The 26,010-nt window shown below is 74.2% G+C and carries 23 protein-coding genes; 15 read left to right on the top strand and 8 right to left on the bottom strand.

Annotated features, from left to right (window positions below; genetic code table 11):
• Both IE286_RS18800 and IE286_RS18805 read right to left on the bottom strand, forming a co-directional pair.
• Positions 1-811, bottom strand: an 811-nt coding sequence (locus IE286_RS18800) for a Dyp-type peroxidase (protein ID WP_189798022.1), incomplete at its 3' end; no start/stop codon positions are given.
• An 86-nt stretch (positions 812-897) separates the two neighbouring features.
• Complete coding sequence (locus IE286_RS18805) at positions 898-2,115, bottom strand: EfeM/EfeO family lipoprotein (RefSeq protein WP_189797932.1); 1,218 nt, start codon at positions 2,113-2,115, stop codon at positions 898-900.
• Between the two features lie 293 nt (positions 2,116-2,408).
• Between IE286_RS18805 and IE286_RS18810 the strand changes: the two genes are divergently transcribed.
• From IE286_RS18810 to IE286_RS18835, 6 genes are read left to right on the top strand one after another with little or no spacing between them, the layout of a single operon-like run.
• Entirely contained in the window at positions 2,409-4,010 is a 1,602-nt protein-coding gene (locus tag IE286_RS18810) for a sensor histidine kinase (RefSeq protein WP_189797933.1), read from the top strand.
• A complete protein-coding gene (locus IE286_RS18815; RefSeq protein WP_125498267.1) occupies positions 4,007-4,414 on the top strand; it encodes a roadblock/LC7 domain-containing protein in 408 nt (135 codons plus the stop codon). The genes IE286_RS18810 and IE286_RS18815 overlap by 4 nt, the downstream gene beginning before the upstream one ends.
• Positions 4,411-4,758, top strand: coding sequence for a DUF742 domain-containing protein (locus IE286_RS18820; RefSeq protein ID WP_189797934.1), 348 nt, complete (start codon positions 4,411-4,413; stop codon positions 4,756-4,758). The genes IE286_RS18815 and IE286_RS18820 overlap by 4 nt, the downstream gene beginning before the upstream one ends.
• Complete coding sequence (locus IE286_RS18825) at positions 4,739-5,365, top strand: GTP-binding protein (RefSeq protein ID WP_372462538.1); 627 nt, start codon at positions 4,739-4,741, stop codon at positions 5,363-5,365. The genes IE286_RS18820 and IE286_RS18825 overlap by 20 nt, the downstream gene beginning before the upstream one ends.
• Positions 5,362-6,579: a cytochrome P450 gene (locus tag IE286_RS18830; protein WP_189797935.1), complete on the top strand. Its 1,218-nt coding sequence runs from the start codon at positions 5,362-5,364 to the stop codon at positions 6,577-6,579. Before IE286_RS18825 ends, IE286_RS18830 begins: the two co-directional genes overlap by 4 nt.
• 2 nt (positions 6,580-6,581) lie before the next feature.
• Entirely contained in the window at positions 6,582-7,838 is a 1,257-nt protein-coding gene (locus tag IE286_RS18835; RefSeq protein ID WP_189797936.1) for a cytochrome P450 family protein, read from the top strand.
• 346 nt (positions 7,839-8,184) lie between these two features.
• Here the strand turns inward: IE286_RS18835 and IE286_RS18840 are convergent, their stop codons facing one another.
• Positions 8,185-8,406, bottom strand: a complete 222-nt coding sequence (locus IE286_RS18840; protein ID WP_189798034.1) for a hypothetical protein — start codon at positions 8,404-8,406, stop codon at positions 8,185-8,187.
• A gap of 397 nt (positions 8,407-8,803) precedes the next feature.
• Here IE286_RS18840 and IE286_RS18845 point away from each other — a divergent pair, with 397 nt between their 5' ends.
• The 3 genes from IE286_RS18845 (at position 8,804) to IE286_RS18855 (ending at position 12,950) form a co-directional block, all read left to right on the top strand.
• A complete protein-coding gene (locus IE286_RS18845) occupies positions 8,804-10,549 on the top strand; it encodes an FUSC family protein (RefSeq protein ID WP_229863120.1) in 1,746 nt (581 codons plus the stop codon).
• A gap of 7 nt (positions 10,550-10,556) precedes the next feature.
• Complete coding sequence (locus IE286_RS18850) at positions 10,557-11,462, top strand: LysR family transcriptional regulator (protein WP_189797938.1); 906 nt, start codon at positions 10,557-10,559, stop codon at positions 11,460-11,462.
• Between the two features lie 387 nt (positions 11,463-11,849).
• On the top strand, positions 11,850-12,950 hold the full coding sequence (locus IE286_RS18855) for a PP2C family protein-serine/threonine phosphatase (protein ID WP_189797939.1): 1,101 nt from the start codon (positions 11,850-11,852) through the stop codon (positions 12,948-12,950).
• Between the two features lie 42 nt (positions 12,951-12,992).
• Here IE286_RS18855 and IE286_RS18860 read toward each other — a convergent pair whose 3' ends face one another.
• From IE286_RS18860 to IE286_RS18870, 3 genes are all read right to left on the bottom strand, one after another.
• Positions 12,993-14,624: a phytoene desaturase family protein gene (locus IE286_RS18860; protein ID WP_189797940.1), complete on the bottom strand. Its 1,632-nt coding sequence runs from the start codon at positions 14,622-14,624 to the stop codon at positions 12,993-12,995.
• Entirely contained in the window at positions 14,617-15,114 is a 498-nt protein-coding gene (locus tag IE286_RS18865) for an SRPBCC family protein (protein WP_189797941.1), read from the bottom strand. Before IE286_RS18865 ends, IE286_RS18860 begins: the two co-directional genes overlap by 8 nt.
• A 115-nt stretch (positions 15,115-15,229) precedes the next feature.
• Positions 15,230-16,315 (bottom strand): NAD(+)/NADH kinase, encoded by a 1,086-nt coding sequence (locus IE286_RS18870; RefSeq protein WP_189798024.1) that lies wholly within the window; start codon positions 16,313-16,315, stop codon positions 15,230-15,232.
• Positions 16,316-16,561: 246 nt separating this feature from the next.
• On the opposite strand from IE286_RS18870, the gene IE286_RS18875 reads away from it, so the two are divergent.
• Together IE286_RS18875 and IE286_RS18880 are read left to right on the top strand one after the other, a co-directional pair.
• Positions 16,562-17,770 (top strand): carbohydrate-binding protein, encoded by a 1,209-nt coding sequence (locus tag IE286_RS18875; RefSeq protein WP_189797942.1) that lies wholly within the window; start codon positions 16,562-16,564, stop codon positions 17,768-17,770.
• A gap of 267 nt (positions 17,771-18,037) precedes the next feature.
• Complete coding sequence (locus tag IE286_RS18880) at positions 18,038-19,435, top strand: PP2C family protein-serine/threonine phosphatase (RefSeq protein ID WP_189797943.1); 1,398 nt, start codon at positions 18,038-18,040, stop codon at positions 19,433-19,435.
• Here IE286_RS18880 and IE286_RS18885 read toward each other — a convergent pair.
• Both IE286_RS18885 and IE286_RS18890 read right to left on the bottom strand, forming a co-directional pair.
• A complete protein-coding gene (locus IE286_RS18885) occupies positions 19,432-20,550 on the bottom strand; it encodes a YihY/virulence factor BrkB family protein (protein ID WP_229863131.1) in 1,119 nt (372 codons plus the stop codon). The genes IE286_RS18880 and IE286_RS18885 overlap by 4 nt on opposite strands.
• A gap of 157 nt (positions 20,551-20,707) precedes the next feature.
• Positions 20,708-21,196 carry an MSMEG_6728 family protein gene (locus IE286_RS18890; RefSeq protein WP_189797944.1) on the bottom strand — a complete coding sequence of 163 codons (489 nt, stop codon included), beginning with the start codon at positions 21,194-21,196 and terminating at the stop codon, positions 20,708-20,710.
• Positions 21,197-21,447: 251 nt separating this feature from the next.
• On the opposite strand from IE286_RS18890, the gene IE286_RS18895 reads away from it, so the two are divergent.
• From IE286_RS18895 to IE286_RS18910, 4 genes are read left to right on the top strand one after another with little or no spacing between them, the layout of a single operon-like run.
• Entirely contained in the window at positions 21,448-23,013 is a 1,566-nt protein-coding gene (locus tag IE286_RS18895) for a hypothetical protein (RefSeq protein ID WP_229863132.1), read from the top strand.
• Between the two features lie 13 nt (positions 23,014-23,026).
• Complete coding sequence (locus IE286_RS18900) at positions 23,027-24,823, top strand: nickel-dependent hydrogenase large subunit (RefSeq protein ID WP_189797945.1); 1,797 nt, start codon at positions 23,027-23,029, stop codon at positions 24,821-24,823.
• Positions 24,813-25,409 (top strand): NifU-related iron-sulfur-binding protein, encoded by a 597-nt coding sequence (locus IE286_RS18905; RefSeq protein WP_189797946.1) that lies wholly within the window; start codon positions 24,813-24,815, stop codon positions 25,407-25,409. The genes IE286_RS18900 and IE286_RS18905 overlap by 11 nt, the downstream gene beginning before the upstream one ends.
• Positions 25,406-26,005 carry a DUF5947 family protein gene (locus IE286_RS18910; protein WP_189797947.1) on the top strand — a complete coding sequence of 200 codons (600 nt, stop codon included), beginning with the start codon at positions 25,406-25,408 and terminating at the stop codon, positions 26,003-26,005. Before IE286_RS18905 ends, IE286_RS18910 begins: the two co-directional genes overlap by 4 nt.
• Positions 26,006-26,010 lie beyond the last annotated feature (5 nt).

Consider the following 26,010-nt stretch of genomic DNA (forward strand, 5'->3'; position numbering starts at 1 on the left):
CCCGGTCCCAGAACTCCACCAGCATGCGGATCAGCCGGACGACCTGGTAGCTGCCGCCGGCCGTCCACTCCGGCTCGTCCGCGTCGCCGCCCACCCACACCAGGCGGTTCATCTCACGGGCGTCGTCCGGGTCCGGGTTGGCGGTGCCGTCCTTGAAGCCGAGCAGGTTGCGCGGGGTGCCCGAGGGCCGGGGCGGGCTGGTGAAGCCGTCCAGGCGCCAGCGGACCTGCGCGGCACCGCGGGTGTGCCGGGCGATGTCACGCAGCGCGTGCAGCACCGTGTCCTGCTCGTCGGCGTGCAGCTGCAGGCTGAGGTCGCCGTGGCACCACTCGGGCCGCAGGTCGTCGTCGGGGAAGGACGGCATGGCCGTCAGGCGGCGCGGCCGGCGCGGAGCCAGCCCGTACCGCTCGTCGAACAGGGAGGCGCCGACGCCCACGGTCACGGCCAGCGCACCGGAGGGCAGCCTGCCGCCGAGAAGGCCGGAGTCGGGGGGCGGCCCGGTGATGCCGACCGGTTCGGGCGTCCCTCCCGAGGCGAGGAAGCGTGCCCGGTCGGTGAGCGTGCGCATCAGCTCGGTCAGTTCGGCCCGGCTGTCCGCGGTGACGTCCAGGGCGACGAACGCGCAGGTGCGGCGCGGGAGCGCGGTGACCGACCACTGGTGGCGGCCGTGGAAGGGCGGCAGGGGCGCGCCGGCCGCGCCGAAGGTGCCCGCGGCCCGTCCGGTGGCCCCGCCGGCGGGGGCGGCGGCCCCGCCCGCGGCGACGGAGGCTCCCGCGAGGGCGGCACCGCGCAGGAAGCGCCGCCGTCCCAGTGCCGCCGTGCCCTGCCGCGTGCCGTCCGGTGCCCGCCGCTCCCCGTCCGGCCGCCCGGTGTCCTCCGGTTCCCGTCCCGGCACCCTCACGCCGTCCTCCTCGGGTCGCACAGCGTGGCCACGGAGGCCAGGCGTTCCACCAGGTCACCGAAGACCGCGTCGGTCTTCTCGCGCTGGGCGCGGGTCAGCCGGCCGAGCGGGGTCCACCGGTCACCGTGGCGGAAGCCGTCCACGAGGTGCTGGGCGTGGTCCAGCTGCCGCTGCAGGTCCGCGAGATCGGCGTACCGCGTGGTGAGCAGCGGACGCAGCCGGGCCAGCACGGCACGGGTGCCGTCGAGGTCGGCGCGGGCGGTGGCGAGGCTGGTGCCGCTGCCGTAGTCGGTGCGTCCGGTCAGCTCGAACTGCACGGTGTTCTCCAGGATCTCGTGGGCGCGCAGGCCCAGTTGGGCCGGGTCCATCCGGGCCTGGGACCAGTCGTCGCGCAGGGTGGTGAGGGCGGTGACGAGCGCGGCCGCCGGGGCCTTGAGGCTGTGGGTGCTCTCGCCGTGCCACAGCCCGTACTCGATGCGGTGGAAGCCGGTGAAGTCCGGATCGTGCACGCCGCCGGGCAGTCCGGCGTCGGTGCCGTTGATCACGCCGTCCGCGTCGCCGAAGGCGTCGTAGGCCCCTCCGAGCCGCTCGTACTGCAGGTGGGCCGGCAGCCAGGCGGCACGGGCCGCGGCCGCATCGCCGCGGACGACGGCCTGCTGGAGCCGTACGGCCAGCTTCACCGCCTCGTCGAGTCCGCCGGCCACCCAGGTCTGGTAGTCGAGGGCGGGCGGGATCAGGTCGTGCGCGGTGACGGGCGAGGCGGCCGGTCCGCCCTGGCCGCGGTCGATGCGGACCGTGGGACCGGTGGCCGCGTCGACGTCCTCCGGCAGGCACCGGAAGCGGTAGGTGCCCTTGCCCAGGCGGACGGTCAGCGGGCGGGTGGTGCCGGGGCCGATGTCCTCCACCTCGCCGTAGACCGCGCCGCTCGCGGCGTCCTCCAGGAACACCTCGGCGGCCCGGTGGAAGGTGTTGTGCAGGTCGAAGACCTGCAGGCCGGGCTCGGGCGCGTCCCAGCCGCGGCCGCACCGGCCCGGCGAGACCTCGACGGTGGTGTGCGGCAGCCCGTCGGCGCCCACGTCCGCCGTCCCCGGGGTGCGCGCGGTGCGGTCGTGGGCGAGACCCACTGCCAGTGCCCCGGCCAGGACCAGGACCACCGCCAGGGCGAGCACGGCCCGCCCCCTCGGCGAGCGCAGCCCCCGGCCGGTCGACTGCATGCGGACTCCTCCCCCGGTAGGGCATGGATGATCACGTCATGGTAGGCAACAGCCCTGCCCATGAACACAGATGAGCAACCGAAAGGCCGACGCCCCGCTGCGGGCAGGCGAGCGGGGCCCGTTGACCGCTGAGATCGAAAGATTGCGAACAGGTCCTTACCAATGAGATCGTCAAGCCTCGTATAGTGACCGACAGTTGACTGCCACCTATCGCACCCCCTAGCCAGGACCTGCCCACGGACAGACCGAGGGCCGCCCTCCCGCGAGCGGCGGCCCGCCCGAGGACCCGATTGATGACCGCCCCCACGCCTCGCGGCGAGCGCCCAGCCCTCCGTACGCTGCTCCCCCTGCCCTTCCTGACGGCCGTCGTGGCCTTCGCCGCGGCCGCGGTGCTGGTCACGACGGCACCGGAAGCCGCCCGCACCCGGCTCGCCTGGGGCACCGGCGGCGGAGCCGTGGTACTGGTGATCGCCGTGTTCGCGGCGGTACGGGCGGCACGGACCACGCGGATCACCCGGCAGCGGCTGGAGTCGACGCGGCAGGAGGCCGACCGCCTGCGCCAGGAGAACGCGCGGCTGACCACCCAGACGCACCGCGAGCGGCAGCAGCTGTCGGACGAACTCGCACGTCAGCGCGCCGAGTACGCCCAGTCGCTGGCCCAGGACAGGGCCCGGCTGGAGGAGGAGAGCGCCCGCGAGCTGCGCCGCCTCACCGAGGAGAACGCCCGCCTGGCCGAGGAGCTGAAGCAGTCCCGGCGGGCCCGTGACGCCGCGGTCTCCGCGACCGCCAGCGTGGCCGGCCGGATGCAGGCGCTGACCACCGCCATGCTCGCCGACCTGCGGGCCATGGAGGAGCGCCACTCCGACGAGCAGGTCCTGGCGGACCTGCTGCACCTGGACCACCGCACCGCGCAGGCCGGCAGGCTGGCCGACTCCATCGCGGTGCTCACCGGCGCCCGTTCGGGCCGCCGCTGGGCGCGGCCCATCCCGATGGAGTCGATCCTGCGCGGTGCCATGGGCCGGATCGGCGCCTACCGCCGCGTGCGGGTGCACGCCACCAGCGAGGCCGCCGTGGCCGGGCACGCCGCCGAGGGCGTGATGCACGCGCTGGCCGAGATCCTCGACAACGCCGCCAACTTCTCGCCGCCGACCTCCGAGGTGCACGTCTACGTCGAGGAGGTGCCCGCCGGCGTCATCGTGTCCGTGGAGGACAGCGGCCTGGTCATGGGCGAGGTCCAGCTGCGCCGTGCCGAGCGGGCCGTCTCCGGCGAGGTCGAGGGCCTGGGCGGTCTGACCGGCACCCGGCTCGGGCTGGCCGTCGTCGGCCGTCTGGCCCGCAAGTACGGCCTGAAGGTGTCCTTCCGGCCGTCCGCACGGGGCGGCACCGGGGTGCTGGTCCTGCTCCCGCAGGAGATCCTCGCCTCGCCCGCCGCCGCGTCCTCCGGGCCGGCACAGCCGACCCGTACGGCTCCGAAGGAGGACCGGGACACCCGCGCCGCCGCCGACGCACCGCGACAGGAACGGCCGGCCCCCGCTCCCGCTCCTGAGCCGGTGCACGAGAGCCCGCCGGACGGCACCGACGGCGACACCGCCGAGCGCGTGGCGGGCCTGCCGCGGCGGCGCCGCGGCCGCACGTTGGCCGAGGCCGAACGCGCCCGCGCCGCCGCCCGCTCCTCCGCGCCGCGCTCCGCGTCCGGCCCCCAGGACGCGAAGACCCGCGTCGCGCGCTTCAGCAGCTTCCGCAAGGCCGTGCGCGCGAGCGGTCCCGGGCAGCCGGCGCCGCCCGGCACCGCCGACGGGCAGCCGGCGCCCGAGAGCGACACCGCTCCCCCGGCCGACGCGGCCCCCACCACGTCCCACCCCTACGCGCATCCGGAAGGCGACACCACTTCATGACCGGCCAGACCACCGCCGACGACAAGCTCACCTGGCTCCTGCAGGGCCTGTTGGAGCGGACCCCGGGGACCCGGCACGCGCTCGTACTGTCCCGCGACGGGCTGAAGCTGTGCCGCACCCCCGAGCTGACGGTCGACCAGGCCGACCAGCTCGCCGCGATCGCCGCCGGCATCCAGTCGCTGTCCCACGGCGCCTCCGCCGAGTTCGGCGACGGCAGCGGCGGCGTGCGCTCGGCGATGACCGAGTTCTACGGCGGCGTGCTGTTCATCGTGGAGGCCGGTGAGGGCGCGCACCTGGCCGTGATCACCGACGAGGACGCGGACGCCGGGCTCGTGGGGCACAACATGAGCGAACTGGTCGAGCAGCTGGGCGAGCACCTCACTGCTCAGCCCCGGACGTCATGACCCGGCCGGGCAGGGACGACGCCCCGGATCGGCTGTACACGATCACCGGCGGACGTACCAGCACGGGCCCCGACGACCCCTTCGACCTGGTCACCCTGGTCGTCGCGGAGTCGGACCCGGTGCCGGGCATGCAGTCCGAGCACGCCGCGATCCTGCGCATGACCCGCTTCCCCACGGCCGTGGTGGAGATCTCCGCCGAGCTGCGTCTGCCCGTGAGCATCACCAAGGTGCTGCTGTGCGACCTGCTGGCGGCGGGCCGGGTCAGTGCCCGGCATCCGCGCACGGCAGCCGTTTACGACCCCGACATCCTGGAGCAGGTGCTCGTTGGACTCCGCAATCTCTGAGGCGCGCACCCCGCTGGGTGCCCAGGCAGACAACGGCCTGAAGATCGTGGTCGTGGGCGGCTTCGGCGTCGGCAAGACCACTCTGGTCCGCTCGGTCAGCGAGATCCGCCCCCTCAACACCGAGGAGACGATGACCCAGGCGGGCGAGCATGTGGACGACCTCACCGGTGTCCGCGGCAAGACCGCCACGACCGTGGCCTTCGACTTCGGCCGTATCACGCTGGACGCGCGCAATGTGCTGTACCTGTTCGGCGCGCCCGGCCAGGAACGGTTCTGGTTCCTGTGGGACCGGCTGTTCTCCGGCACGCTCGGCGCCGTCGTGCTGGTGGACACGCGCCGCATCGACGACTCGTGGTACGCCATCGACCGCCTGGAGCACCACGGCACGCCGTTCATCGTGGCCTGCAACGACTTCGGCGGCCCCCGGTACAGCCACGACGAGGTCCGCCAGGCCCTCGACCTCGATCCCCGGGTGCCGCTGGTGGACTGCGACGCACGCTCACGCGAGTCCTGCAAGCAGGTCCTCATCACGCTCGTCGAGCACCTGAAGAACCAGTACACCGGTCAGGCCGCGCGGTCGGCCCTGCCCCCACAGGAGTTGGTGTGATCCCTGACGCCGTTCCGCTCAGCGGCCCGGAGTTCCAGAGCGATCCCGCCCGCGTGTACCGCGAGATGCGGCGCACGCACGGGCCGGTCGTCCCGGTGCTGCTCGACGGCGGCATCCCGGCCTGGCTGGTACTGGGCTACCGCGAACTGCACCAGGTCTCCGGTGATCCGGTGCTGTTCAGCCGCGATTCCGATCTGTGGAGCCAGTGGGAGAACATCCCCGAGGACTGGCCGCTGCTGCCGATGATCGGCCACAAGCAGCCGTCGATCCTGTACACGGTCGGCGAGCGGCACCGGGAGCGCGCGGCGATGCTCTCCGAGGCGCTGGAGGCGGTGGACCCGACCGAACTGCGCCGGCACTCCGAGCGGTTCGCCGACGAGCTGATCGACGCGGTGTGCTCCCGGGGCGAGGCCGACCTGATCGGCGACTACGCGATGCTGCTGCCGGTGCGGGTGCTGGCCCGGCTGTACGGGTTCTCCGACGAGGAGGGCCCGGCCCTGGTCACCGCCCTGAACGACATGATCGACGGCCGTGAACGGGCGCTCGACGGCCAGGCGTACCTGGCCAAGTCCATGGCGGAGCTGCTCGTCGCGCGCACGGAGCAGCCGGAGGACGACGTGGCCTCCCGGCTGCTCGCCGGCAACCGCGGGTTCTCCGACCGGGAACTGGCCGAGGACCTGATGGTGATGATGGCGGCCGGCCATCAGCCCACCGCGGACTGGATCGGCAACTCGCTGCGCCTGATGCTCACCGACGACCGTTTCGCCGCGTCCCTGTTCGGCGGCCGCAACAGCATCGCCGAGGCCATGAACGAGGTGCTGTGGGAGGACACCCCCACGCAGAACGTCGCCGGGCGCTGGGCGTCCCGGGACACCCAGCTCGGCGGCCGCCACATCCACGCCGGCGACATGCTGGTGCTCGGCCTGCAGGGCGCCAACTCCGACCCGCAGGTGCGCACCCACGGTTCGGCGCTGACCGGTGGCAACAGCGCCCACTTCTCCTTCGGCCACGGCGAGCACCGCTGCCCCTTCCCCGCTCAGGAGATCGCCGAGGTGATCGCGCGGAAGGGCATCGAGGTGGTGCTGGACCGGCTGCCGGACATCGATCTAGCGGTGCCCGCCGAGGCCCTTACCCGCCGTCCCTCGCCCTGGCTGCGAGGGCTCACCGAGTTGCCCGTACGGTTCACCGCGACCCCTGCCCTGAAAGGCGGCTGACGATGACAACCGGCACCACAGGCACCACCGGCACGACCATCGGCAACGACACCTCCCGCATCGTCCTCGATCCTTTCGTGACCGATCTGAACGGCGAGAGCGCCCGGCTGCGCGCGGCCGGGCCGCTCGCCGCGGTGGAACTGCCGGGCGGTGTCCCGGTGTGGGCGGTCACCCATCACGCCGAGGCCAAGGCGCTGCTGACCGACCCCCGGCTGGTGAAGGACATCGACGTCTGGACGGCGTGGCAGCGCGGCGAGATACCGGGCGACTGGCCGCTGATCGGCCTGGCCAACCCGGGCCCGTCGATGCTCACCGTGGACGGCGCCGAGCACCGCCGGCTGCGCACGCTGGTCGCGCAGGCGCTCACGCCGCGCCGGGTGGAGCACATGCGCGGGCGGATCGAGCAGCTCACCGGGGAACTGCTGGACGCCCTGCCGCTGGATCAGGACGTGGTCGATCTGAAGGCCGAGTTCGCCTATCCGCTGCCGATGTACGTCATCGCGGATCTGATGGGCATCGACACGTCGCTGCTGCCCCGGCTGAAGGTGCTGTTCGACAAGTTCTTCTCCACCCAGACCCCGCCCGAAGAGGTCGGCGCGACGCTGCGAGAGCTGGCACAGCTGATGGGCGACACGGTCGCCGCGAAACGTCGGTCGCCCGGTGACGACCTCACCAGCGCGCTGATCGCGGCCTCCGAGAACGGCGACCAGCTCACCGACGAGGAGATCGTCTCCACGCTGCAGCTGCTGGTCGCGGCCGGCCACGAGACGACCATCTCGCTGATCGTCAACGCGGTGGTCAATCTCTCCACGCACCCCGAGCAGCGTGCGCTGGTGCTCTCCGGACAGGCCGAGTGGTCCGCGGTGATCGAGGAGACGCTGCGGTACTCCGCACCCACCTCGCACGTGCTGATCCGGTTCGCGACCGAGGACGTCCCGGTCGGCGACCGCGTCATCCCGAAGGGCGACGCGCTGATCGTCTCCTACGGGGCGATCGGCCGCGACGAGCAGGCGCACGGACCGTCCGCGGGCGTCTTCGACATCACCCGTGAGACGAAGAACCGTCACATCTCCTTCGGCCACGGGCCGCACGTCTGCCCGGGCGCCGCGTTGTCGCGGCTGGAGGCGGGTGTCGCGCTGCCCGCGCTGTACGCCCGCTTCCCGCGGCTCGACCTGGCGGTGCCCGCCAGCGAGCTGCGCAACAAGCCGGTGGTCACCCAGAACGACCTGTTCGAGCTGCCGGTGCGCCTGCGGCCGTAGCACCGCCTCACGGAGCGGCGCGCCTGAGGCGGCAGCACCGCTTCCCGGACGACGCGCGGTGCCCGGCGTCCCGTTGCGGGTGTCGGGCACCGCGTGTGCGCGTGGAGCGCCGGGCAGGGGCCCCGCCTCTGTGTCTCCCCGCGTCTCACGCGTCTTCCCCGGGGCTCCCCGCGGCAAACGGGAGGCCTCTCCCAGGACCACCGACGCGCGTTTCCTCGGAACACCGACGCGCGTGTCCGGCCTGTGCGGGGCACGGGGCCGGGCGGTGCGTCCGTGGTGGACCCGCACCGGGGGCGGCGCGCGCCGAGCCGTGTGCGCCGCCCCCCGGTTGCCGTATCACTCCTGCTCAGCCCTGGCCGCGGGACAGGCCGTGCGGGGGGACCACGGTGGGTGCGGCCTCGTCGTGGGCCGGGCCGGTGGCGGTGGTCGCCGGCCCGTTGTCCCCCGCCGCCTTGCCGCTGTCCTCCGCCGCCCGGGACGGCTGCAGCGGGCCGAGCAGCAGACCGCCGCCCAGGGCCAGCACGGCCACCACCTGCCGCCCGCCGATACGTCCCACATGACCGGACAAACGTCCACCTCCCTGTCGCCTCACCGGGCCGTCGTGCCCGGCACAGGGAGGCTGGCAGATCCGGCGTCCGGGCATCCGCCGGTCTTCTGCGGCTCCCACGGACGGGGGACGGCCGTGCGGCCGGATGACGAACAGGTGTGCCGGTCCCGGTCCTGGTGCGCCGAACCGGGCGAATCCTCGTGTTCCGACCACCCCGGCCGCTCCGCCCGCGCCCGGCGGAGCGGCCGAACCGGCCGGTCAGGCCCTACTCATGCACCGAGCGCATGGACATGGCCCGCATCCGGCATTGGACGCATGCGTCGGATTGATCAACCCTGGAAGGGAACGCAGCTTCCCCGTTCCCTCACCCAAGGAGTCCGATCCGTCGATGAAGGCATCGCGTGGTCCCGTGGCGGCAGTGAGCAGCATCGCGCCGAGCCCGGCGTCCTGCGCGGCTGCCGCGCGGGGTGCCGTCGCCCTGGCCGTCCCTCTCCTGCTCGGTGTGTGGACCGGGGCCGTGGTGCCCTCCGTGATCGCGGGCATCGGTGCCCTGTGGGGCGTCAGCCAGGACGGCTCCGATCCCTACCGCCGCAGGGTGCGGCGGCTGGGCGGCATGGGTCTGTGCGCCGCGGCCGGTCTGCTCGCCGGTGAGCTGGCGCTGCGCAGCGGGCATCCGGCGGCCGTGACCGTCTGTCTGGTCGCCGCCGCCCTGGTGGCCGGGGCCGTCGGCCTGCGCGGCCGCATCGCCGCCGTGTGCGGCATGCATCTGCTGCTCGGCGTCACCATCGGCGGCGGCATCCCGGTACCGGGCCCGTGGTGGCACGCCCCGCTCGCGCTGCTCGCCGGGGTGCTCCTGGTCGTCGCGCTGTCCGCGGCCCCGTGGCTGTGGCGGCGTCACGGCATCGAGCGGGCCGCCGTGCGCGCCGTGTACCGGGCGGCCGCCGCGGCCCTGTCGGCGGCCGGCACCCCGGCGGCCGAGGACGCCCGGCGCCGCCTGACCGCGGCGCTCGACCACGCCCACCAGGTGATGGACCGGCATCTGACGCACGACGGCCGGGAGCGGCCGGAGCGGGCGGCGCTGCGCGAGGCCTTCGACACGGGAGTCCGGCTGGGCGAGGTGACCTCGGCCCTGCTGTGGGAGGGCCGGCCGCTGCCGTCGCGCGCGACCGGGGTGCCCGCGCTGCTGGCCGCACGGCTGCTGCCGGCCGCGGGACGCCGTGCCGACCGCGCCGACGCCGACGTGCTCGAGCCGGCCGACGCGCGGGCGGTGCTGGGCACCGAGCCGGACACCCCGGGCCTGCGGGCGCTCGCCGCCCTGGCGGCACAGGCCGGCCGGGCACGCCCGCACGAGCTGCCCGCCCGGCTGCCGACGGCTCCCCGGCACGGCCGCGCCGCCCGGGTGCGCTACTCCATGCTGCTCGCGCTGTGCGTCCTCCTCGCCCAGGTGTGCGCCGAGGTGCTGCACGAGCCGCGCGGCTACTGGCTGCCGATGACGGTGGCCTTTGTCTACCAGCCGGACTTCGGGCCCGTCGCCCGGCGGGCGCTGCACCGTGTGGCCGGCACGGTCGCCGGGGTGGCCGCCCTCGGTACGGTGACCCTGCTGACCCAGAACACCTACGCGCTGATCGGCGCGGTGGCCGCCTTCGCCGCGCTGATGGCCGTCGGCGTACGCCGGCACTACGCGCTGGCCACGACCGGCCTGACCGCGATCGTGCTCGTCCTGGTGGATCTGCTCGGCGACCACCGGCAGCTGTACGGGCCGCGGATCCTGGACACCTCGCTGGCCTCCGCGATCGTCCTGGTCGCGCATCTCGTGCTGTGGCCCCGGTCGGCGGCGCAGCGGGCCGTCGCGCTCACCGAGGCCGCGGTGGGCGCCGCGCAGCGCTACGGCCGGCTGGCCGAAGAGGTCCCGCCGGCCCAGCGGCACGCGCTGCGCCGCGGCGCCTACCACCTGCTCGCCGAGGCGCGGCGGGCGGTGGACCACGCCCGGGGCGAGCCGGGCCGCCGCGGACGCGACCTGCCCTTGCCGCAGGAGCTGGCGGAGGCCGTGACCACCGCGGAACGGCTGTGCGATGCCGTCAGCGCACGCACCGTCGCGGCCCGGCCCGTCGTCCGCCCCCACCCGGTCGCCCGGTGCGCGCCGGTCCGGCCGGTGGCAGGGTGATCCGGCGATGGATCTTCAGGTGCTGCGTTCCTTCCAGGCGGTGGCCGAGGGCCTGACGGTCACCGAGGCCGCCGCCGAGGCCCGCATCACCCAGCCCGCCCTGTCCCGGGCGCTGCGCCGGCTGGAGCAGGAGGTCGGCGCGGAACTGCTGCAGCGCGTCGGCCGGGTGCTGTGCCTGACCCCGGCGGGGCGGGTGTTCAAGGAGTACGTCGACGCCGCCCTGGACAGCTACGACCGGGGGCGGCGGGCGGTGGCCGAGGCCGTCCACCCGGACACGGGTCTGGTGTCCCTGGCCTTCCTGCACACCCTGGGCACCTGGCTGGTGCCCCGGCTGGTGACCGGGTTCCGCGAGGACTTCCCCGGCGTCCGCTTCGAGCTGTACCAGCACGGCGAGCAGGGCCTGGTCCGGCATCTGCTGGACGGCACCGCGGAACTGATGATCACCAGTGGTGACCCGGAGCACCCGCTGATCACCTGGCGGCGGCTGCTGGTCGAACCGCTGTGGCTGGCCGTGCCCGTCCGGCACCGTCTGGCCCGGCGCGGCCGGGTCCGCCTGGCCGAGGTCGCCGACGAGCCGTTCATCCTGCTCAAACCGGGCTACGGGCTGCGCAGCATCACCGAGTCGCTGTGCCGTGAGGCGGGATTCGGGCCGCGGGTCGCCTTCGAGGGCGAGGAGGTGCAGACCCTGCGCGGCCTGGTCGCGGCGGGGCTGGGCGTGTCCCTGATCCCCTCGTCGCCGGACACGGCCGCCACCCCGGACTTCCCGATCCGCTATCTGGAACTGACCGACGTGCGCGGCGCCCGGGACATCGGCATCGCCTGGCTCACCGGGCGTGCCCTGCCGCCGGCGTCCCGCAGGTTCATCGACCACGCGCTGCGGGCCACGGCCGGTGCGGCGGACGGCCGGTGGTAGCGGGGCGGGCCGCGCGCCGGGGCGGGCGGTGACACGGGCGCCAGGCCCCGCCGGTCGTGGCCGGGCACGCCTCCCCCGTTCGGCGGCTCCGCCTCGCCGTGCGGGCTGACATGCCGTTGCCTGGAGCAATGGGGCACTGCACGCGGCCGGGCGCCGCAGGCTGGTGGTCTTGACCAAGCCGTCGGGAGCTGTTGTGAACAGGCCGCCTGAGTCTTTCCGTGACGACGCCCGACCGGGCCCGGACCGCACGCCCGGGCTCCGGCCGGGACCGCCCGTGCCCGCCGCCCGGCCGCGATGCCCGTGGCCCGGACCGTGCCGGAGCGTGCGGTGAGACTGCCCCGGCGGGGCGGCACCGGCCGGGCACGGGCGCGCGACGGCCGGCCTCCGATGCCCGCGCCTCCGGCCTGGCTGCGCTGGCTGCCGTTCGGGTACCTGGTCGTGGTGCTCGCCATCGAGCCGCTCACCCCGGTGAACTGGCCGGTGAGCTTTCTGCTGATCGCCCTGCCGCTGATCGCCGCCTACGCCTACGGTCCGCTCGGTGTGACCGTCCTGACGGCGCTGGCGATCGTCTTCGAGGGGGTGCTGGCGGGGACGCCGTGCTGCGCGGGGCGTCCGGTGGCGTATCTGTGGGACCGGCACTATGTGGCCAACTACCTGTGCACCGCGCTGGTGGGTGTGCTCGGCGGCCTCCTGGCCGTGCACCGGCTGCGCCGGGAACGCACCCTCGCCACGGTCCGCAGCGTCGCCGAGACCGCGCAGCGGGTGCTGCTGCGTCCGGTGCCGCGCCGGCTGCGGCAGGTGTCCGTGGAGACGCTGTACGTGTCCGCGGCGGCCGAGGCCCGCATCGGCGGCGACCTGTACGAGGTGATGTCCACGGAGTACGGCGTGCGGCTGCTCATCGGCGACGTCCGCGGCAAGGGCCTGGTCGCCGTGGAGACCGCTGCGGCGATGCTGGGCTCCTTCCGGGAGGCGGCGTACGAGGAGCCCGACCTGATCGCCCTGGCCCGGCGCATGGAGCGCAGCATGAGCCGCCACGCCGCCCAGCTGCCCGGCGACGAGGCGGCCGAACGCTTCGTCACCGCGGTCTTCGCGGAGATCCCCGACCACGAGCCGGTGGTGCGCCTGGTCAACTGCGGTCACCCGCCGCCGCTGCTGATCCGCAAGGGCGGGGCCACCGAGCCGCTGCACGGCGACCCGGCGCCGCCCATCAATCTGGGCGTGCTGACCGGCGACGGCTACCAGCTGCAGGTCGAGCCCTTCCAGCCGGGCGACCAGCTGCTGCTGTACACCGACGGGGTCACCGAGACCCGTGATGCGGACGGCCGTTTCTATCCGCTGGCCGAGCGGGTCGCTCCGTGGGCCGGGCTGCCGCCCCGGCAGCTCCTGGACCGGCTGCACGACGACCTCGTCGCCTACAGCGCCGGGCGGCTCGACGACGACATCGCGGCGCTCGTCGCCCACCGTCTGCCCGGGCCGGGCCACATCTGAGGTCCGTGCTCCGCCGTCCTCACCGCATCCGGCTCGGCGTGATCAGCCGGCCGGTGGCGGCTGCTGTCCGGCCCGGCGGTCGCGGCTGCGCGCGCGCCCCGCGCCGGTCCAGGTCCGGCGCAGCCGGTGCCGCAGGGCGGCGCGTGCGGCGTTGGCGCCCGGCGCCCCGTGCACGCCGCCGCCCGGGTGCGCCCCGGCGGACGCCAGGAACAGGCCGGGCACGGGCGTCGCGGGGCGCCCGGTGCCGGGCACCGGGCGGAACACGGCCTGCTGGTGCAGGGCGGTGGTGCCGCCGTTGACGGCACCGGCGTCCAGGTTGCGGTCGAGCGCCTGCAGTGTGGGCGGGGCGAGGACCCGGCGGGCGCGGACGACGGCGCGGAAGCCGGGGGCGAACCGCTCGACCTGGCGTTCCACCCGGTCCGCCATGATCTCCTGCTCCCGGGTGTCCCAGACGCCGGTCAGCCCTTCCCCGCCCGCGTCGCCGGTGACCTCGCGCGGTACGTGGGTGTAGGCCCACGCGGACTCGGTGCCGAGCGGCGAGCGGGTGGCGTCGGTGGTGGTCATCTGGCCGAACAGCGCGAACGGCCGGTCGGGCACCTGCCGCATCGCGATCTGCGCGGCGAAGCGGGTCAGCTCGTCCACGCCGTCGGCCAGGTGGACGGTGCCCGCGCCCGCCGGGCCCTCGGTGGCCCAGGGGACCGGCCCGTCCAGCGCCCAGTCCACCTTGAAGGTGGCGAAGTCCCACTGGAAGCGGTGCAGGTCGGCCAGCAGCCGGGCGGGCAGGTACTCGGCGCCGACGAGCCGGCCGTACAGCACCGGCACAGCGACGTCGGCGAGGACGGCGTGCCGCGCGGGGACCTCCTCCCCGCCGGCGGTCAGCACGCCCACGGCGCGGCCGCCGCGGACGACGATCCGTGCCACCCGCTGCCGGCAGCGCAGCACACCGCCGCGGGCCCGCAGGCGAGCGGCGAGAGCGGCGGTGAGGGCGCCGGCCCCGCCGACCGGGACGGGAAAACCGCAGGTCTGGCCGAGCATGGACATCAGCCAGCCGAATCCGCCGCTGATCGCGGACTCCGGTGCCAGGTCGGCGTGGAGCGCGTTGCCGGCCAGCAGCAGCCTGCCGCCCTCGCCGCGGAACTCCTCCTCGCCCAGCCGGCGCACCGGCAGCAGCAGGGTGCGGGCCAGCCGCAGCCCGCCCGCGGCGCGCACGCGGGCGGCGAGCCGCAGGGCGGGCCGCACCGGCGGGAACGGGCCGAGCAGCGCGTCGGTCAGTTCGGTGCCCACGTGCTGCCACATCCTGTGCAGGCGGCGCCAGGCGTCGCCGTCCCCGGCGGCGAAGGCGTCCAGCGAGGCGGCGGTGACGTCGACGCTCCGGTCGAGGACGGCGCACCGGCCGTCGCTCAGCGGGTGCGCCAGCACGTGCGGGGCGTGGGTCCAGCGCAGGCCGTGGTCCGCCAGGCGCAGGCGGGCGATGACCGGGGAGGCGGCCGCGAACGGGTAGAAGGAGCTGAACAGGTCGTTGACGAAGGCGGGGTCCACGCCGCGGTCGTGACGGACCGCGCCGCCCGGCTCGGGCTGCTCCTCCAGGACCTCCACGCTCCAGCCCGCGTCGGCCAGCAGGTTCGCCGCGACCAGTCCGTTCGGGCCGGCCCCGACGACCACCGCGTCAGGCATGCGCCGCCCCCGGCCCGGTGTGCGGTGCGGGCCCGGGCCCGGCCCGGTCCCGCGCTTGGGCGTCCTGCTCGCAGCAGCGGGCGAGCCGGACGAGCATGGCACGGTGCCGGAGCTGGATCAGTGCCTCGACGCCCACGTTGTGCAGCAGGCCGCCGGCTCCCTGCAGCGGGTGCTCGTCGACGATCACCAGGCAGTGCTCGCCCCACGGGCGCAGTTCCAGCGCGATCCGTGCCGTGCCGAGGAAACCCGCCTTGGCCTCCAGTTCGAGCAGGGAGCCCTCCACGCAGTGGCGGACGACGGTCTGGTCGGTCAGACTCACCGGGCCCAGGCGCACCTGGAACTCGAGCGTTGCGCCCAGCGCGGGCCACTGTCCGCGCACCGGTGTGGTGGAGGACGTGCCCACGACCCACTCCCCGTAGCGGGTGCCGTCCGCGAGGACGTTCCACACCGTCCCGGGAGCGGCCTTGATCAGACGGTGCCGGACTGCCACTCGTACCTCCGCGGGGTCGCTGCCGGCGCATGCCGTCGCCGAGTGCCCCGCACGGCACCCCGCCAACCGTGCACGCCTGGCACGCCACCTCGCCGGCCGTCACGCGCGGGGCGGGTCAGGGGCGCTGGTCCGGGCGGGACTCGGGCGGGGCGGCGGGCACCGGCGGCAGGGCGAGGTGGGCGAGGTCGTGCGGCGGCGGGGTGGACACCGGCCACAGGGGCGCCTGGGTGCCGTCGGCGACCGCGGCCGGGGCGTCGGTGAGGTTCATGCGGTCCCGCAGCCGCCCGTAGAAGTCCATCGGGCCGAGGCGGACGGCGCGCAGCCGGCGCGGCGCGGCGTACACGCCGATCCAGTCGCCCGGGTCGAGCACGCCGCGCAGCTGGCCGTCGATGCTGACGGCGGCCTGTCCGGAGTGCTGCAGGATGCGCAGGGCGAGGGGTTCGTCGGGGGCGGCCACGACGGAGCGGTCGAAGGTCATGTGCGGGGCGACGGGGGTGAACACCAGGGCGTCGGCGCGCGGGGAGACCACGGGGCCGCCGGCGGCGAAGCTGTAGGCGGTCGAGCCCGTCGGGGTGGCGACCAGCAGCGCGTCGGCGGAGTAGGAGGCCAGCAGCCGTCCGGCGATGTACACCGCGGCCGACACCTGCCGGTCGCGGGCGAGTTTCTCCACGACGACGTCGTTGAGGGCAGTGACGTTCAGGGCGACGCCCCAGTCCCCGCCGGCGGCGCAGTCGGTGCGCACCCGGGGCGGGGGCAGCATGGGCCGGCGGCCGTAGCGCATGAGTTCCCCGATGCCGGGGGGCACGTCCAGGCGGCGTGAGGCGCGCAAGGTGAGCAGCATGCGGCTCTCGACGTGCATCCGGTCCTGGGCGACGGCGTCCAGCGCGGTGTGCACGGTGGAGGCGGGCACCTCGGTGAGGAACCCGACCCGGCCGAGGTCGACGCCGAGGACCAGGGCGTCGTGTTCGGCGGCCAGCCGGGCGCCGCGCAGGAAGGTGCCGTCGCCGCCGAGGGTGACGATGAGGTCGGGGTCGCCGGCGGCCTCGACCTCCGCGTGGGCGTGGCGGCGGCCGTCCTGCCACACGTCGATGTCGGCGCAGGGCACGTCGTTCCCGGCGGCCCATGCGCGCACCACGTCCGCGGCGGCCACGGCCTCGCTCCGTCCTCCGTGCACGACCAGGCCGATACGGCGCACCGTCACATCCGTCTCCGAGTCGGCTCGCAGTGTCAAACGGACCCGGCGACATCCTCGCCGCACCGTCCGGCCGGGGCGGGCAACGCCACGCCGCCGTCTCGGACGAGGCGGTGCGGCGGTATCGCACCCGCCAGGCAAAGAACACGTATGGTCCAGCCCAAAAGACCCCCCGTGGTCCAGACCAATCTATTGACGTGCTCTCATCACACTAGGGAAGCTGGGGCCTCTCCCCGACCCCACTGGAGGCACGCAGTGAGACGTCTTCGCGCATGCCTGGGCGCGGCCGCCGCCGTCGGCCTGGCCGCCGCCGCGACCACCGCCCTGGCCGCCCCGAGCGCCTCGGGCGCCACCGCCCGGCTGAGCGACCGCTGGTATGCCGCCGCCCCGTACCTGATGCCGCTGGACAACGATCCACCGGACGCCGCCGCCATCATGGACGCCACCGGTCTGAAGTCCTTCCAGCTCGCCTTCGTGCTGGCGCCCGACGGCGGGGGCTGCACCCCGACCTGGGGCGGCAAGACTCCGGTCTCCTCCGACACGGCCGTCGAGTCCGTCATCGACACCATCCGCGCCAAGGGCGGCGACGTCTCGGTCTCCATCGGCGGCTACGGCGGCACCAAGCTCGGCCAGGCCTGCGCCGACCCGGCCGCCACGGCAGCCGCCTACCAGCAGGTCATCACCAAGTACGACCTGCACGCCATCGACTTCGATCTGGAGGAGCCGGAGTACGAGAACGCGGCGGCCGTCCACAACGAGATCGGCGCCGCGAAGATCCTGCAGCAGAACAACCCGGACCTGTACGTGTCGGTCACCACGGCCGGCACGGCGGACGGCACCGGCTGGTTCGGCAAGCAGATGCTGCTGGAGGCGAAGTCCCAGGGCTTCACCCCGAACAACTTCTCCATCATGCCGTTCGACGGCGGCTTCGACGGCGGCGCGGCCTCCCAGATCGACGCGCTGACCGACTTCAACCGGATCCTGCAGTCCACCTTCGGCTGGGACGAGGCCACCGCCTACGCCCACGAAGGCTTCTCCGGGATGAACGGCCGCAGCGACACCGGGGAGTTCTTCACCCAGGACGACTTCCGCACCGTGCTGGACTTCGCCACCAGCCACCACATGGACCGCTTCACCTTCTGGTCGCTCAACCGCGACCGCCAGTGCTCCCCGCCGGACAACGGCGGCCGCACCTCCGGCACCTGCTCCAGCGTTCCGCAGGAGTCCTGGGACTTCGCGAAGTTCTCGGTGACCTTCGCCGGGGCGACCCCGCCCACCGAGCCCACCGACCCCACACCGCCCGCCGGCACCGAGTGCAAGCCGGCCTGGGACCCGGCCACCGCATACACCGGCGGCAGCGAGGTGTCGTACGGCGGGCACAACTGGAAGGCCAAGTGGTGGACCCAGAACGAGACCCCCGGCGCCTCGCCGTGGGGGCCGTGGGAGGACGAGGGCGCCTGCTGAGGAACCCGCCCGGTCCCGCCGCGACCGGGCCCTGACACCGGCCGGGGCGTGCATCGGTGCGCCCCGGCCGGACGGCTCGGAGCCGGTTCCGCCAGGGACCAGTGCGGAACGGAACCGGCCTTGTCAGTCTTGGTCGCCTCGCCCGGTGCCGCAAGCAGCCGATCGTGTTGTCCGGCAAGAAGCCCGCTCCGCCCGGACCGCTTAGGGTGACCCTGTGGGGGGTTCGGTGGTACGCCGGGTTTTCCGAGCCGGCGGGAGGTGTCTGGCATGTCGGACGAACCGCGGGGTCCGGGGCCGCGCGAGACGGCGGACACGCACCGGACCGCGGACACGCACAACACGCCCGCACGGAGCGCGTCCGTGGAGCAGCTCAACGCCCAGGTGCAGCATCTCGCCTGGGGGCAGCGCAGGCTGCACCGCCTGCTGGACGCGGTGCTGGCCATCACCGCGGACATGGACACCCCGACCGTCCTGCGGCACATCGTGAACGCGGCGCACGATCTGCTGGCCACCCGCTACAGCGCCCTCGCGGTGCTCGGGGAGGACGGGGAGTTCACCGACCTGTACACCGTGGGCGTGGACGAGAAAAGGCTGCTGGCCGACGCCGGGCTGCCCCAGGGGCACGGACTGCTGGCCGGCCTGCTGACCGCCTCCGGTCCGGTGCGGGTTCCGGACATCCTCTCCGACCCGCGCTCGGTCGGTTTCCCGGACGGGCATCCGGTGATGACCACGCTGCTCGGGGTGCCGCTGACGGTGCGCGGCACCGTGTACGGCACGCTGTACGTCGCCGACAAACAGGACGGAACGCCGTTCACCGCCGACGACGAGACCCTGCTGGCCGCACTGGCCAGCGCGGCCGGCGTGAGCATCGAGAACTCCCGGCTGTACGACCGGCTCAAGCGGGCCACCGAGCAGTTCCAGCGCCGGCTGCTGCCCGCGCTGCCCGACCTGGCGCCGCTCGCGGTGGAGGCCCGCTACCAGCCGGCCTCCGAGCTGCCCCGGCTCGGCGGGGACTGGTACGACGTGGTGCCGCTGCCGGACGGGGCCGTCTTCGTGGTCGTCGGGGACGTCACCGGCCACGACGTGGAGGCGGCACCGGTGATGGGCCAGATCCGCAACATGCTGCGGGCCCTGGCCATCGACCGGTCCGGGCCGCCCGGCCGGCTCGTGGACCGGCTGGACCGGGCCCTGACCCCGTACGACGTCACCATGGCGGCCACGCTGGTGGCGGGCCGCGTCGAGCGGAGCCCGGACGGCGGGTACACGCTGTGCTGGACGAACGCCGGGCACCCCCCGCCGCTGCTCCTCACCGAGGACGGCACCGCCCGCAACCTGTCCGTCGCCCAGCACGGCATCCCGGTCGGCGTGGACCCCTCTTTCCCCCGCCCCGACCACACCCACCCGCTGCCCCCGGCGAGCACCCTGCTGCTGTTCACCGACGGCCTGATCGAGCGCCGCGGTGAGGACATCGACGCCGGGCTGGAGAAACTGGCCGCGCGCGCCGCCCCGCTCGCCACGGCCCCGCTGGAGCAGCTGTGCGACGCGCTGATGCCCCGGCAGCAGACGTACGACGACGACGTCGTCCTGCTGGCGCTGCGCGTCCCGGACACGTCCGGTGCCGCCGGTTCGGCCGGGGAGGCCGACGGACCGGGGCGGCACACCTAGGTTCTGCCGTTCTCATCGGGGTGTCCGCCGGCGTCGTCGTGCGGGTGGGCGCCGGTGTCCTCGTGCGGGTAGGGGCCGATGTCCTCGTGCGGGTGGGCGCCGGTGTCCTCGTGCGGGTGGGCGCCGGTCTCGTCGTGCGGCGGCGGGTCGAAGTGGACGGTGATCTTTTCGAAGCCCTTGAAGGACTCCGTGGACGCGTACGACCGGTAGGCCCGCTGGTCGCCCGCGCTGAGATGGACCCGGTCGGTGAACGGGCTGAGCAGGCTGCGCGGCCACAGCCTCATCCGGCGCACGGCGGTGATCTCCGCGGTGACCAGGTAGATCAGCGCGCCGAGGTACAGCCAGGCCAGCAGGCCGAGCACGATGCCGAACAGGCCGTAGGTCGCCGTGGCACCGCGCAGCACATGGCCGACGTAGTACGTGCCGCCCCACAGCACCAGCTGCCAGGCGCACGCCCCGGCCAGGGCCGCCCCGTACGTCGTCCGCAGCGGCAGCCGGCGCCGGATCAGCACCCGGTAGCTGGCCACCAGCAGAGCGGCGTTGATCAGCACGGCCCCGATCACCGCGGCCACGCGCACCCCGACGGCCAGCCGGGCGCCGAACAGCCCGGCCGCCGACTCCGCCGCCGTGGACAGCACCGTGGTGATGCACAGGCCCAGCGCCAGCAGCGACAGGAACTTCAGCCCCTTGACGCGTGAGCGCAGCGGGTCCGGGCGGGCGTGCCGGGGCACGGCGAAGATCTTGTTCAGCGCGTGCTGGGCGGCCTGGGCGACGTTCAGCGCACCGTAGAGGCTGCCGGCCACACCCACGGCCACGGCGAAGGGGCTGCCGTGGAAGGAGCGGATGTTGTGCACGATCTGGTCGCCGATCACCGGGAACTCCCGCAGCGCCGAGTTCAGCAGTGCCTGCTGCACCTGAGGGTTGCCGCTGAGCACCGAGCTGAGCACCGCGACCAGGAAGAGCAGCAGCGGGAACAACGCGAGGAAGCCGTAGTAGGTCATCAGGGCGGCCAGGTAGGCGGCCTGGTCGTCGTAGAACTTGTAGGCCACGGCCAGCGGGAGCCCGGCCCAGCGGTGCCGTCGCTGGTACGCGTCCAGCCGGGCCAGCACGTCCATGCGCTCTCCCACACCGTCGGCGGTGACTCGGCCCGCACCCGCCGTCACTCTTTTCCAGGTGCCCTGACCTGGAGCATGCATGCGACGCGGGATGCGTCACGGGCCTGTGGGGATGTCAGTCACGGGCCTGTGGGTGTCAGGGGGGCCTGCGGGGGTGTCATGGGCCTTCCGGAGGCGGCTCCGGGTCGCGGTCGGACCGGGGCCAGACGTAGGGCAGGTCGTCCGGCACGTCCGGGAACAGCGGGCGGTACCGCTCGGGGTCCTTGCGCACCAGCGCCGAGCGGTGGCTGAGGTGCACGGCGTCGTCGCCCAGCCAGGGCGGCAGCTCTCCGGCCGCGGCCAGCTGCCGCTGGTCGCGGACGGGGTGGCCGGGGCGGTGCGCGGCGAGACCGGCGACGAGCGAGGCCGCGCAGGTGTCCTGGTGGCCCTGGTCCCGCCACACCCGGCACACCTCCAGCCCGTAGCGCACCAGCGCCTCCTCGTAGCCGATCCACATGCGGACCGCCGGGTGCCGGCGCCAGCCGTATCCGGGCACCGTCAGACCGCGCAGCACCTGCAGTGCCTCCACCCGCTGTTTGCCCAGTCTGCGGCGGTCGAGCACCTGCGCGCACTCCGTGAAGCCGGGGTAGGGCAGGAAGGTCTGCATGGCACCGTCCGCGCAATGGCCGGGGCGGGCCGGGCACGTGTGCCGCCGGCCTGCTCGCAGGTGTGCCGGGCCGCCGGCCGTGTCCGCGGCGCCGGTCCGGGCGTCCATACCTCAGTGTGCCGCCGGCCGGCATCCCGCGCGTGCGGGAAGTGCGCCGGACGGTCGACAACTGCGCGCCGCTCGGGGGCGGCGGCGCGTGGAAGACACGCCGGGGTGGAAGGGATGGCGCACACCCCAACCGAGGAGGCCGGATGCCCGATGCCGTGGCCGCGCGGAGCGCTGCCCGCGCCGTCGCCGTGGACGCCCCCGAGCCGCCCGCGGACGGCCCGTCCCCCGGGCCGCTCGCCGACCGGCTGAGCGCGGTGGCGGACGCCGTCCTGTACGAGGGCTACCTGCTCTACCCCTACCGCCGCTCCTCGCCGAAGAACCGGGTGCGGTGGCAGTTCGGGGTGCTGCTGCCCCGGGCCTGGGTGGAACGCGACGGTCCCGTCACGCCGGGGGTGTCCGGCTCCGCGGACTCCTGGTACCAGCGCACCGAGTGCCTGCTGCGGGCCGGCCGGGACGACGCCGCCGTGACGGTCCGGGTGCGGTACCTGCAGATGCAGCACAAGCAGGTGGAGCAGGCCGCCCCCGGCGGGCACCGCCCGGTCGACTCGCTGCGCACGGCGGACGGGGTCTGTCATCTCACCTTCGACGAGGCGGTGCCGCGCGAGACCCGTCTCACCGTCGCGCTGGACGACCTGCTGCGCCGGGAGCTGACCGTCGAGGCGGGCGCGGCGGCCGGGGAGGAGACCGAGGATTTGCCGTCGGGCGCCGGACGTGTGGTGCGCAGCCGCCGGCAGGTCCACGCCCGTGTCACGCTGACGGCACAGCGGCTCGGCACGGACCTGGTGCGGCTGCGGGTGCGGACGGAGAACACGGGGCGGTGCCCCGATCCGTCGGTTCCGCGCGACCGGGCGCTGCGGCAGGCGCTGATCGCCACGCACACCCTGATCACCGGCAGCGGTGTGCGGTTCGTGTCGCTGATCGACCCGCCGGCCGGGCTGGCGGACGCGGCGGGCGACTGCCGCAACGAGTTCACCTTCCCGGTCCTGGGCGGCGGCCCGGACTCCGGCCCGGGCGGTGACGGCCAGGCCGCTCCGGCCGTGCTGTCCGCGCCGATCCTGCTGCCGGACCATCCGCAGGTGGCGCCGGAGAGCCCCGGCGATCTGCACGACGCCGCGGAGATCGACGAGATCCTGACCCTGCGCACCATGCTGCTGACCGACGAGGAGAAGGCCGAGGCGCGGGCCACGGACCCGCGGGCCGCCGAGATCCTGGACCGGGTGGACACCATGCCCGCCGAGGTGCTGGCCCGGCTGCACGGCGCCATCCGCTCGCTCGCACCCGCCTCGGCCGGTGCTCCCGCCGCCGCCCCCGACGGCGCACCCGAGCGGCCCGCCTGGTGGCAGGAGGACGCCGCCGGGCCGTCCCCCGCGACGGACACCGTGCTCGTCGACGGGGTGCGGGTGGGCCGCGGCAGCCGGGTCCGGCTGCGTCCCCGGCGGGGCGCGGACGCCCAGGACATGTTCCTGGCCGGCCGCACCGGGCACGTCGCCGGGGTGTTCCGAGACGTGGACGGCGGGGTGCAGGTGGCCGTCACCGTGGACGACGACCCGGCGGCGGAGCTGCACACCTGGTACGGCCGGTTCCACTACTTCCGCCCGGACGAGCTGGAGCCCGCGGATCCGTCACCGCCGCCGGCACCGGCCCCGGACGGCGACGCACACACCCGCACGACGACTCCCCCCACCCCATCCCTGGACCACGGACAGTGAGGCAGTAGCGAACATGACCGCCACCGAAGCCCGCCCGGCCGCACGCAAACCTCCGCAGATCGTGGACATGTCCTGGGACCCGATCACGCGGATCATCGGCAACCTGGGCATCTACACCAAGATCGACTTCGCCAACCGGGAAGTGATCGACTGCCGCTCCACCTCGTCCCTCTTCCGCGGCTACTCGGTGTTCATGAAGGGCAAGGACCCCCGGGACGCCGGGTTCATCACCTCGCGGATCTGCGGGATCTGCGGCGACAACCACACCACGTGCTCGCACTACGCCCAGCAGATGGCCTACGGCATCAAACCCCCGCCGCTGGCCGAGCTGATCACCAACCTCGGCGAGGCCGCGGAGTACATGTTCGACCACACGATCTTCCAGGACAACCTGGTGTTCGTGGACTTCTGCGAGGCCATGGTCAAGGCCACCAACCCGGGGGTGCTGGCCCGCGCCGAGCGCACCGAGGCCCCCCGCGGACACATCCACGGCTACCGGACGATCGCCGACATCATGCGCGCCTTCAACCCGTTCGAGGGCGAGGTGTACAAGCAGGCGCTGAAGGTGTCACGGGTGACCCGGGAGATGTTCTGCCTGATGGAGGGCCGCCATGTGCATCCCTCCACGCTGTATCCCGGCGGGGTGGGCACCATGCCGCAGCCCACCACGTTCACCGACTACCTCTCCCGCATGCTGCGCGTGCTCGACTTCGTCAAGCAGGCCGTGGCGCTGAACGACGACGTCTTCGACTTCTTCTACGAGGCGCTGCCGGGGTACGAGGAGGTGGGCCGCCGCCGGATCCTGCTGGGCTGCTGGGGAGCCTTCCAGAACCAGAACACCTGCGACTACCGGTACGAGACGATGAACGAGTGGGGCAAGGACATGTATGTCACCCCCGGCATCGTCGTCGACGGCGAACTGGTCACCAACAACCTCGTCGACATCAACCTCGGGCTGCGGATCCTGCTCGGCTCGTCCTTCTACGAGGACTGGGTGAACGAGGAACCGTTCGTCACCCACGACCCGCTGGGCAACCCGGTCGACATGCGGCACCCCTGGAACCAGACCACCCTCCCGGTGCCGCAGAAACGCGACTTCGAGGGCAACTACAGCTGGGTGATGAGCCCCCGCTGGTACGACGCCCGCACCGGCGACCACCTCGCCCTGGACACCGGCGGCGGCCCCCTCGGCCGCCTGTGGACCACCGCGCTGAGCAACCTGGTCGACACCCCGTACGTCAAGGCCACCGGCCGCAGTGTGCGGATCATGCTGCCCAAGAGCGAGAAGCTGCCGGAGATGACCCTGGAGTGGCACATCCCCCGGTGGTCCAACACCATCGAACGCGACCGGGCCCGGCCGTACTTCGTCGCCTACGCGGCGGCGATGGCCTTCCAGTTCCTTCAGGAGGCCATGCAGCTGGTGCGCGCCGGGGACACCCGGGTGTTCGAGAACTTCGAGGTGCCGGAGGAGGCGATCGGCTGCGGCTTCCACGAGGCCGTCCGCGGGGTGCTCTCCCACCACCTGGTGATCAAGGACAAGAAGATCGCCAACTACCACCCGTACCCGCCGACCCCGTGGAACGCCAGCCCCCGCGACCACTACGGCACCCCCGGCCCCTACGAGGACGCCGTCCAGGGCCAGCCGATCTTCGAGGAGAACGGGCCCGACGACTTCAAGGGCGTCGACATCATGCGCACCGTCCGCAGCTTCGATCCGTGTCTGCCGTGCGGGGTGCACATGTACATGGGCAACGGCAGGACGCTCACCACCACCCACTCCCCCACCTACGGAGCGGGCCATGGCGGCTGAGGCCGCGCCGGCGCCGGTGCGGCTGGCGGACGCCGACGTGGAGGCGCGGCTCGCCCGCATCGACGACCTGCTGGAGACGCTTCAGTCGGCGCCCGGGCCGACGGTGCGCGGTGCCGTGGAGGCGGTGCGGCTGCTGACCGAGGTCTACGGGGAGGCGCTGGCCCGGGTGCTCGAGCACGCGGACGCGCCGATGCGGCGGCGCATGGCGGAGGACGAGCTGCTGGAGCATCTGCTGGTGCTGCACGCCGTGCACCCGGACCCGGTCGAGGTGCGGGCGGCCCGCGCGGTCGAACGGCTGCGTCCCGCGGTTCGGGCGAGCGGCGGCGACGTGGAGTTCGCGGCCGTGGACGGCGAGGTGGCCCGGGTGCGGGTGCGCACGGGCGGCGGGTGCGGTGCCGGCTGCGGCGGCGGTGGGGCCGATGTGGCCGGCGCGGTGCGCGAGGCCGTCCTGGCCGCCGCGCCCGAGCTGTCGGACGTCGAGGCGGTGCCCGAGCAGCCGGCCGGGCGGCCGGCGCCCGCCTTCGTGCCGCTGGAGGCTCTGGCGCGGCGCGGCCCGGATGTCTCCGGTGTACGGGAGGCGGGGTGAGCGCGCAGGGGGCTCTGGCCCGGCTGATCCGTTCCTCGGCCGCCCGGTCGGCGCCGGCCGCGCGGGAGGTGTGCGAGCTGTGCGCGGCGCCGGTGCCGGAGGAGCACCGGCACCTGTACGACCTGAGCGAGCACCAGGTGCGGTGCGCGTGCGAGGCGTGCGCGGTGCTGTTCGCCGGTGACGGTGCGGGCGGCGGCGGGACGTTCCGGCTGGTGCCCCGGCGCCGGATGCGGCTCGGCCGGGTGGACACCGCCCCCCTCGGGGTGCCGGTCGGTCTGGCGTTCTTCGTGCCGCACGCCGACGGCACGGTCACCGCACAGGGCCCGAGCCCGGCCGGCGCCATGCGCTGGGAGGTGGATGCGCGGGCCTGGCGGCGGGCGGCCGGGCAGTGTCCGGAACTCGCCTTGCTGCAGCCGGAGGTGGAGGCCCTGCTGGTGAACACCGTGCGGGGCATGGACCACCACTGGATCCTCCCCGTGGACGACTGCTTCCGGCTGGTGGCCCTGGTCCGGCGGGAGTGGCGCGGGCTGTCCGGCGGCGGCCGGGTGTGGCCGGCCGTGGAGGAGTTCTTCGCCGGCCTCACCGAACGCGGCTGACGATC

It is taken from the genome of Streptomyces thermodiastaticus (assembly GCF_014656135.1).
GTDB classification, from domain to species: domain Bacteria; phylum Actinomycetota; class Actinomycetes; order Streptomycetales; family Streptomycetaceae; genus Streptomyces; species Streptomyces thermodiastaticus.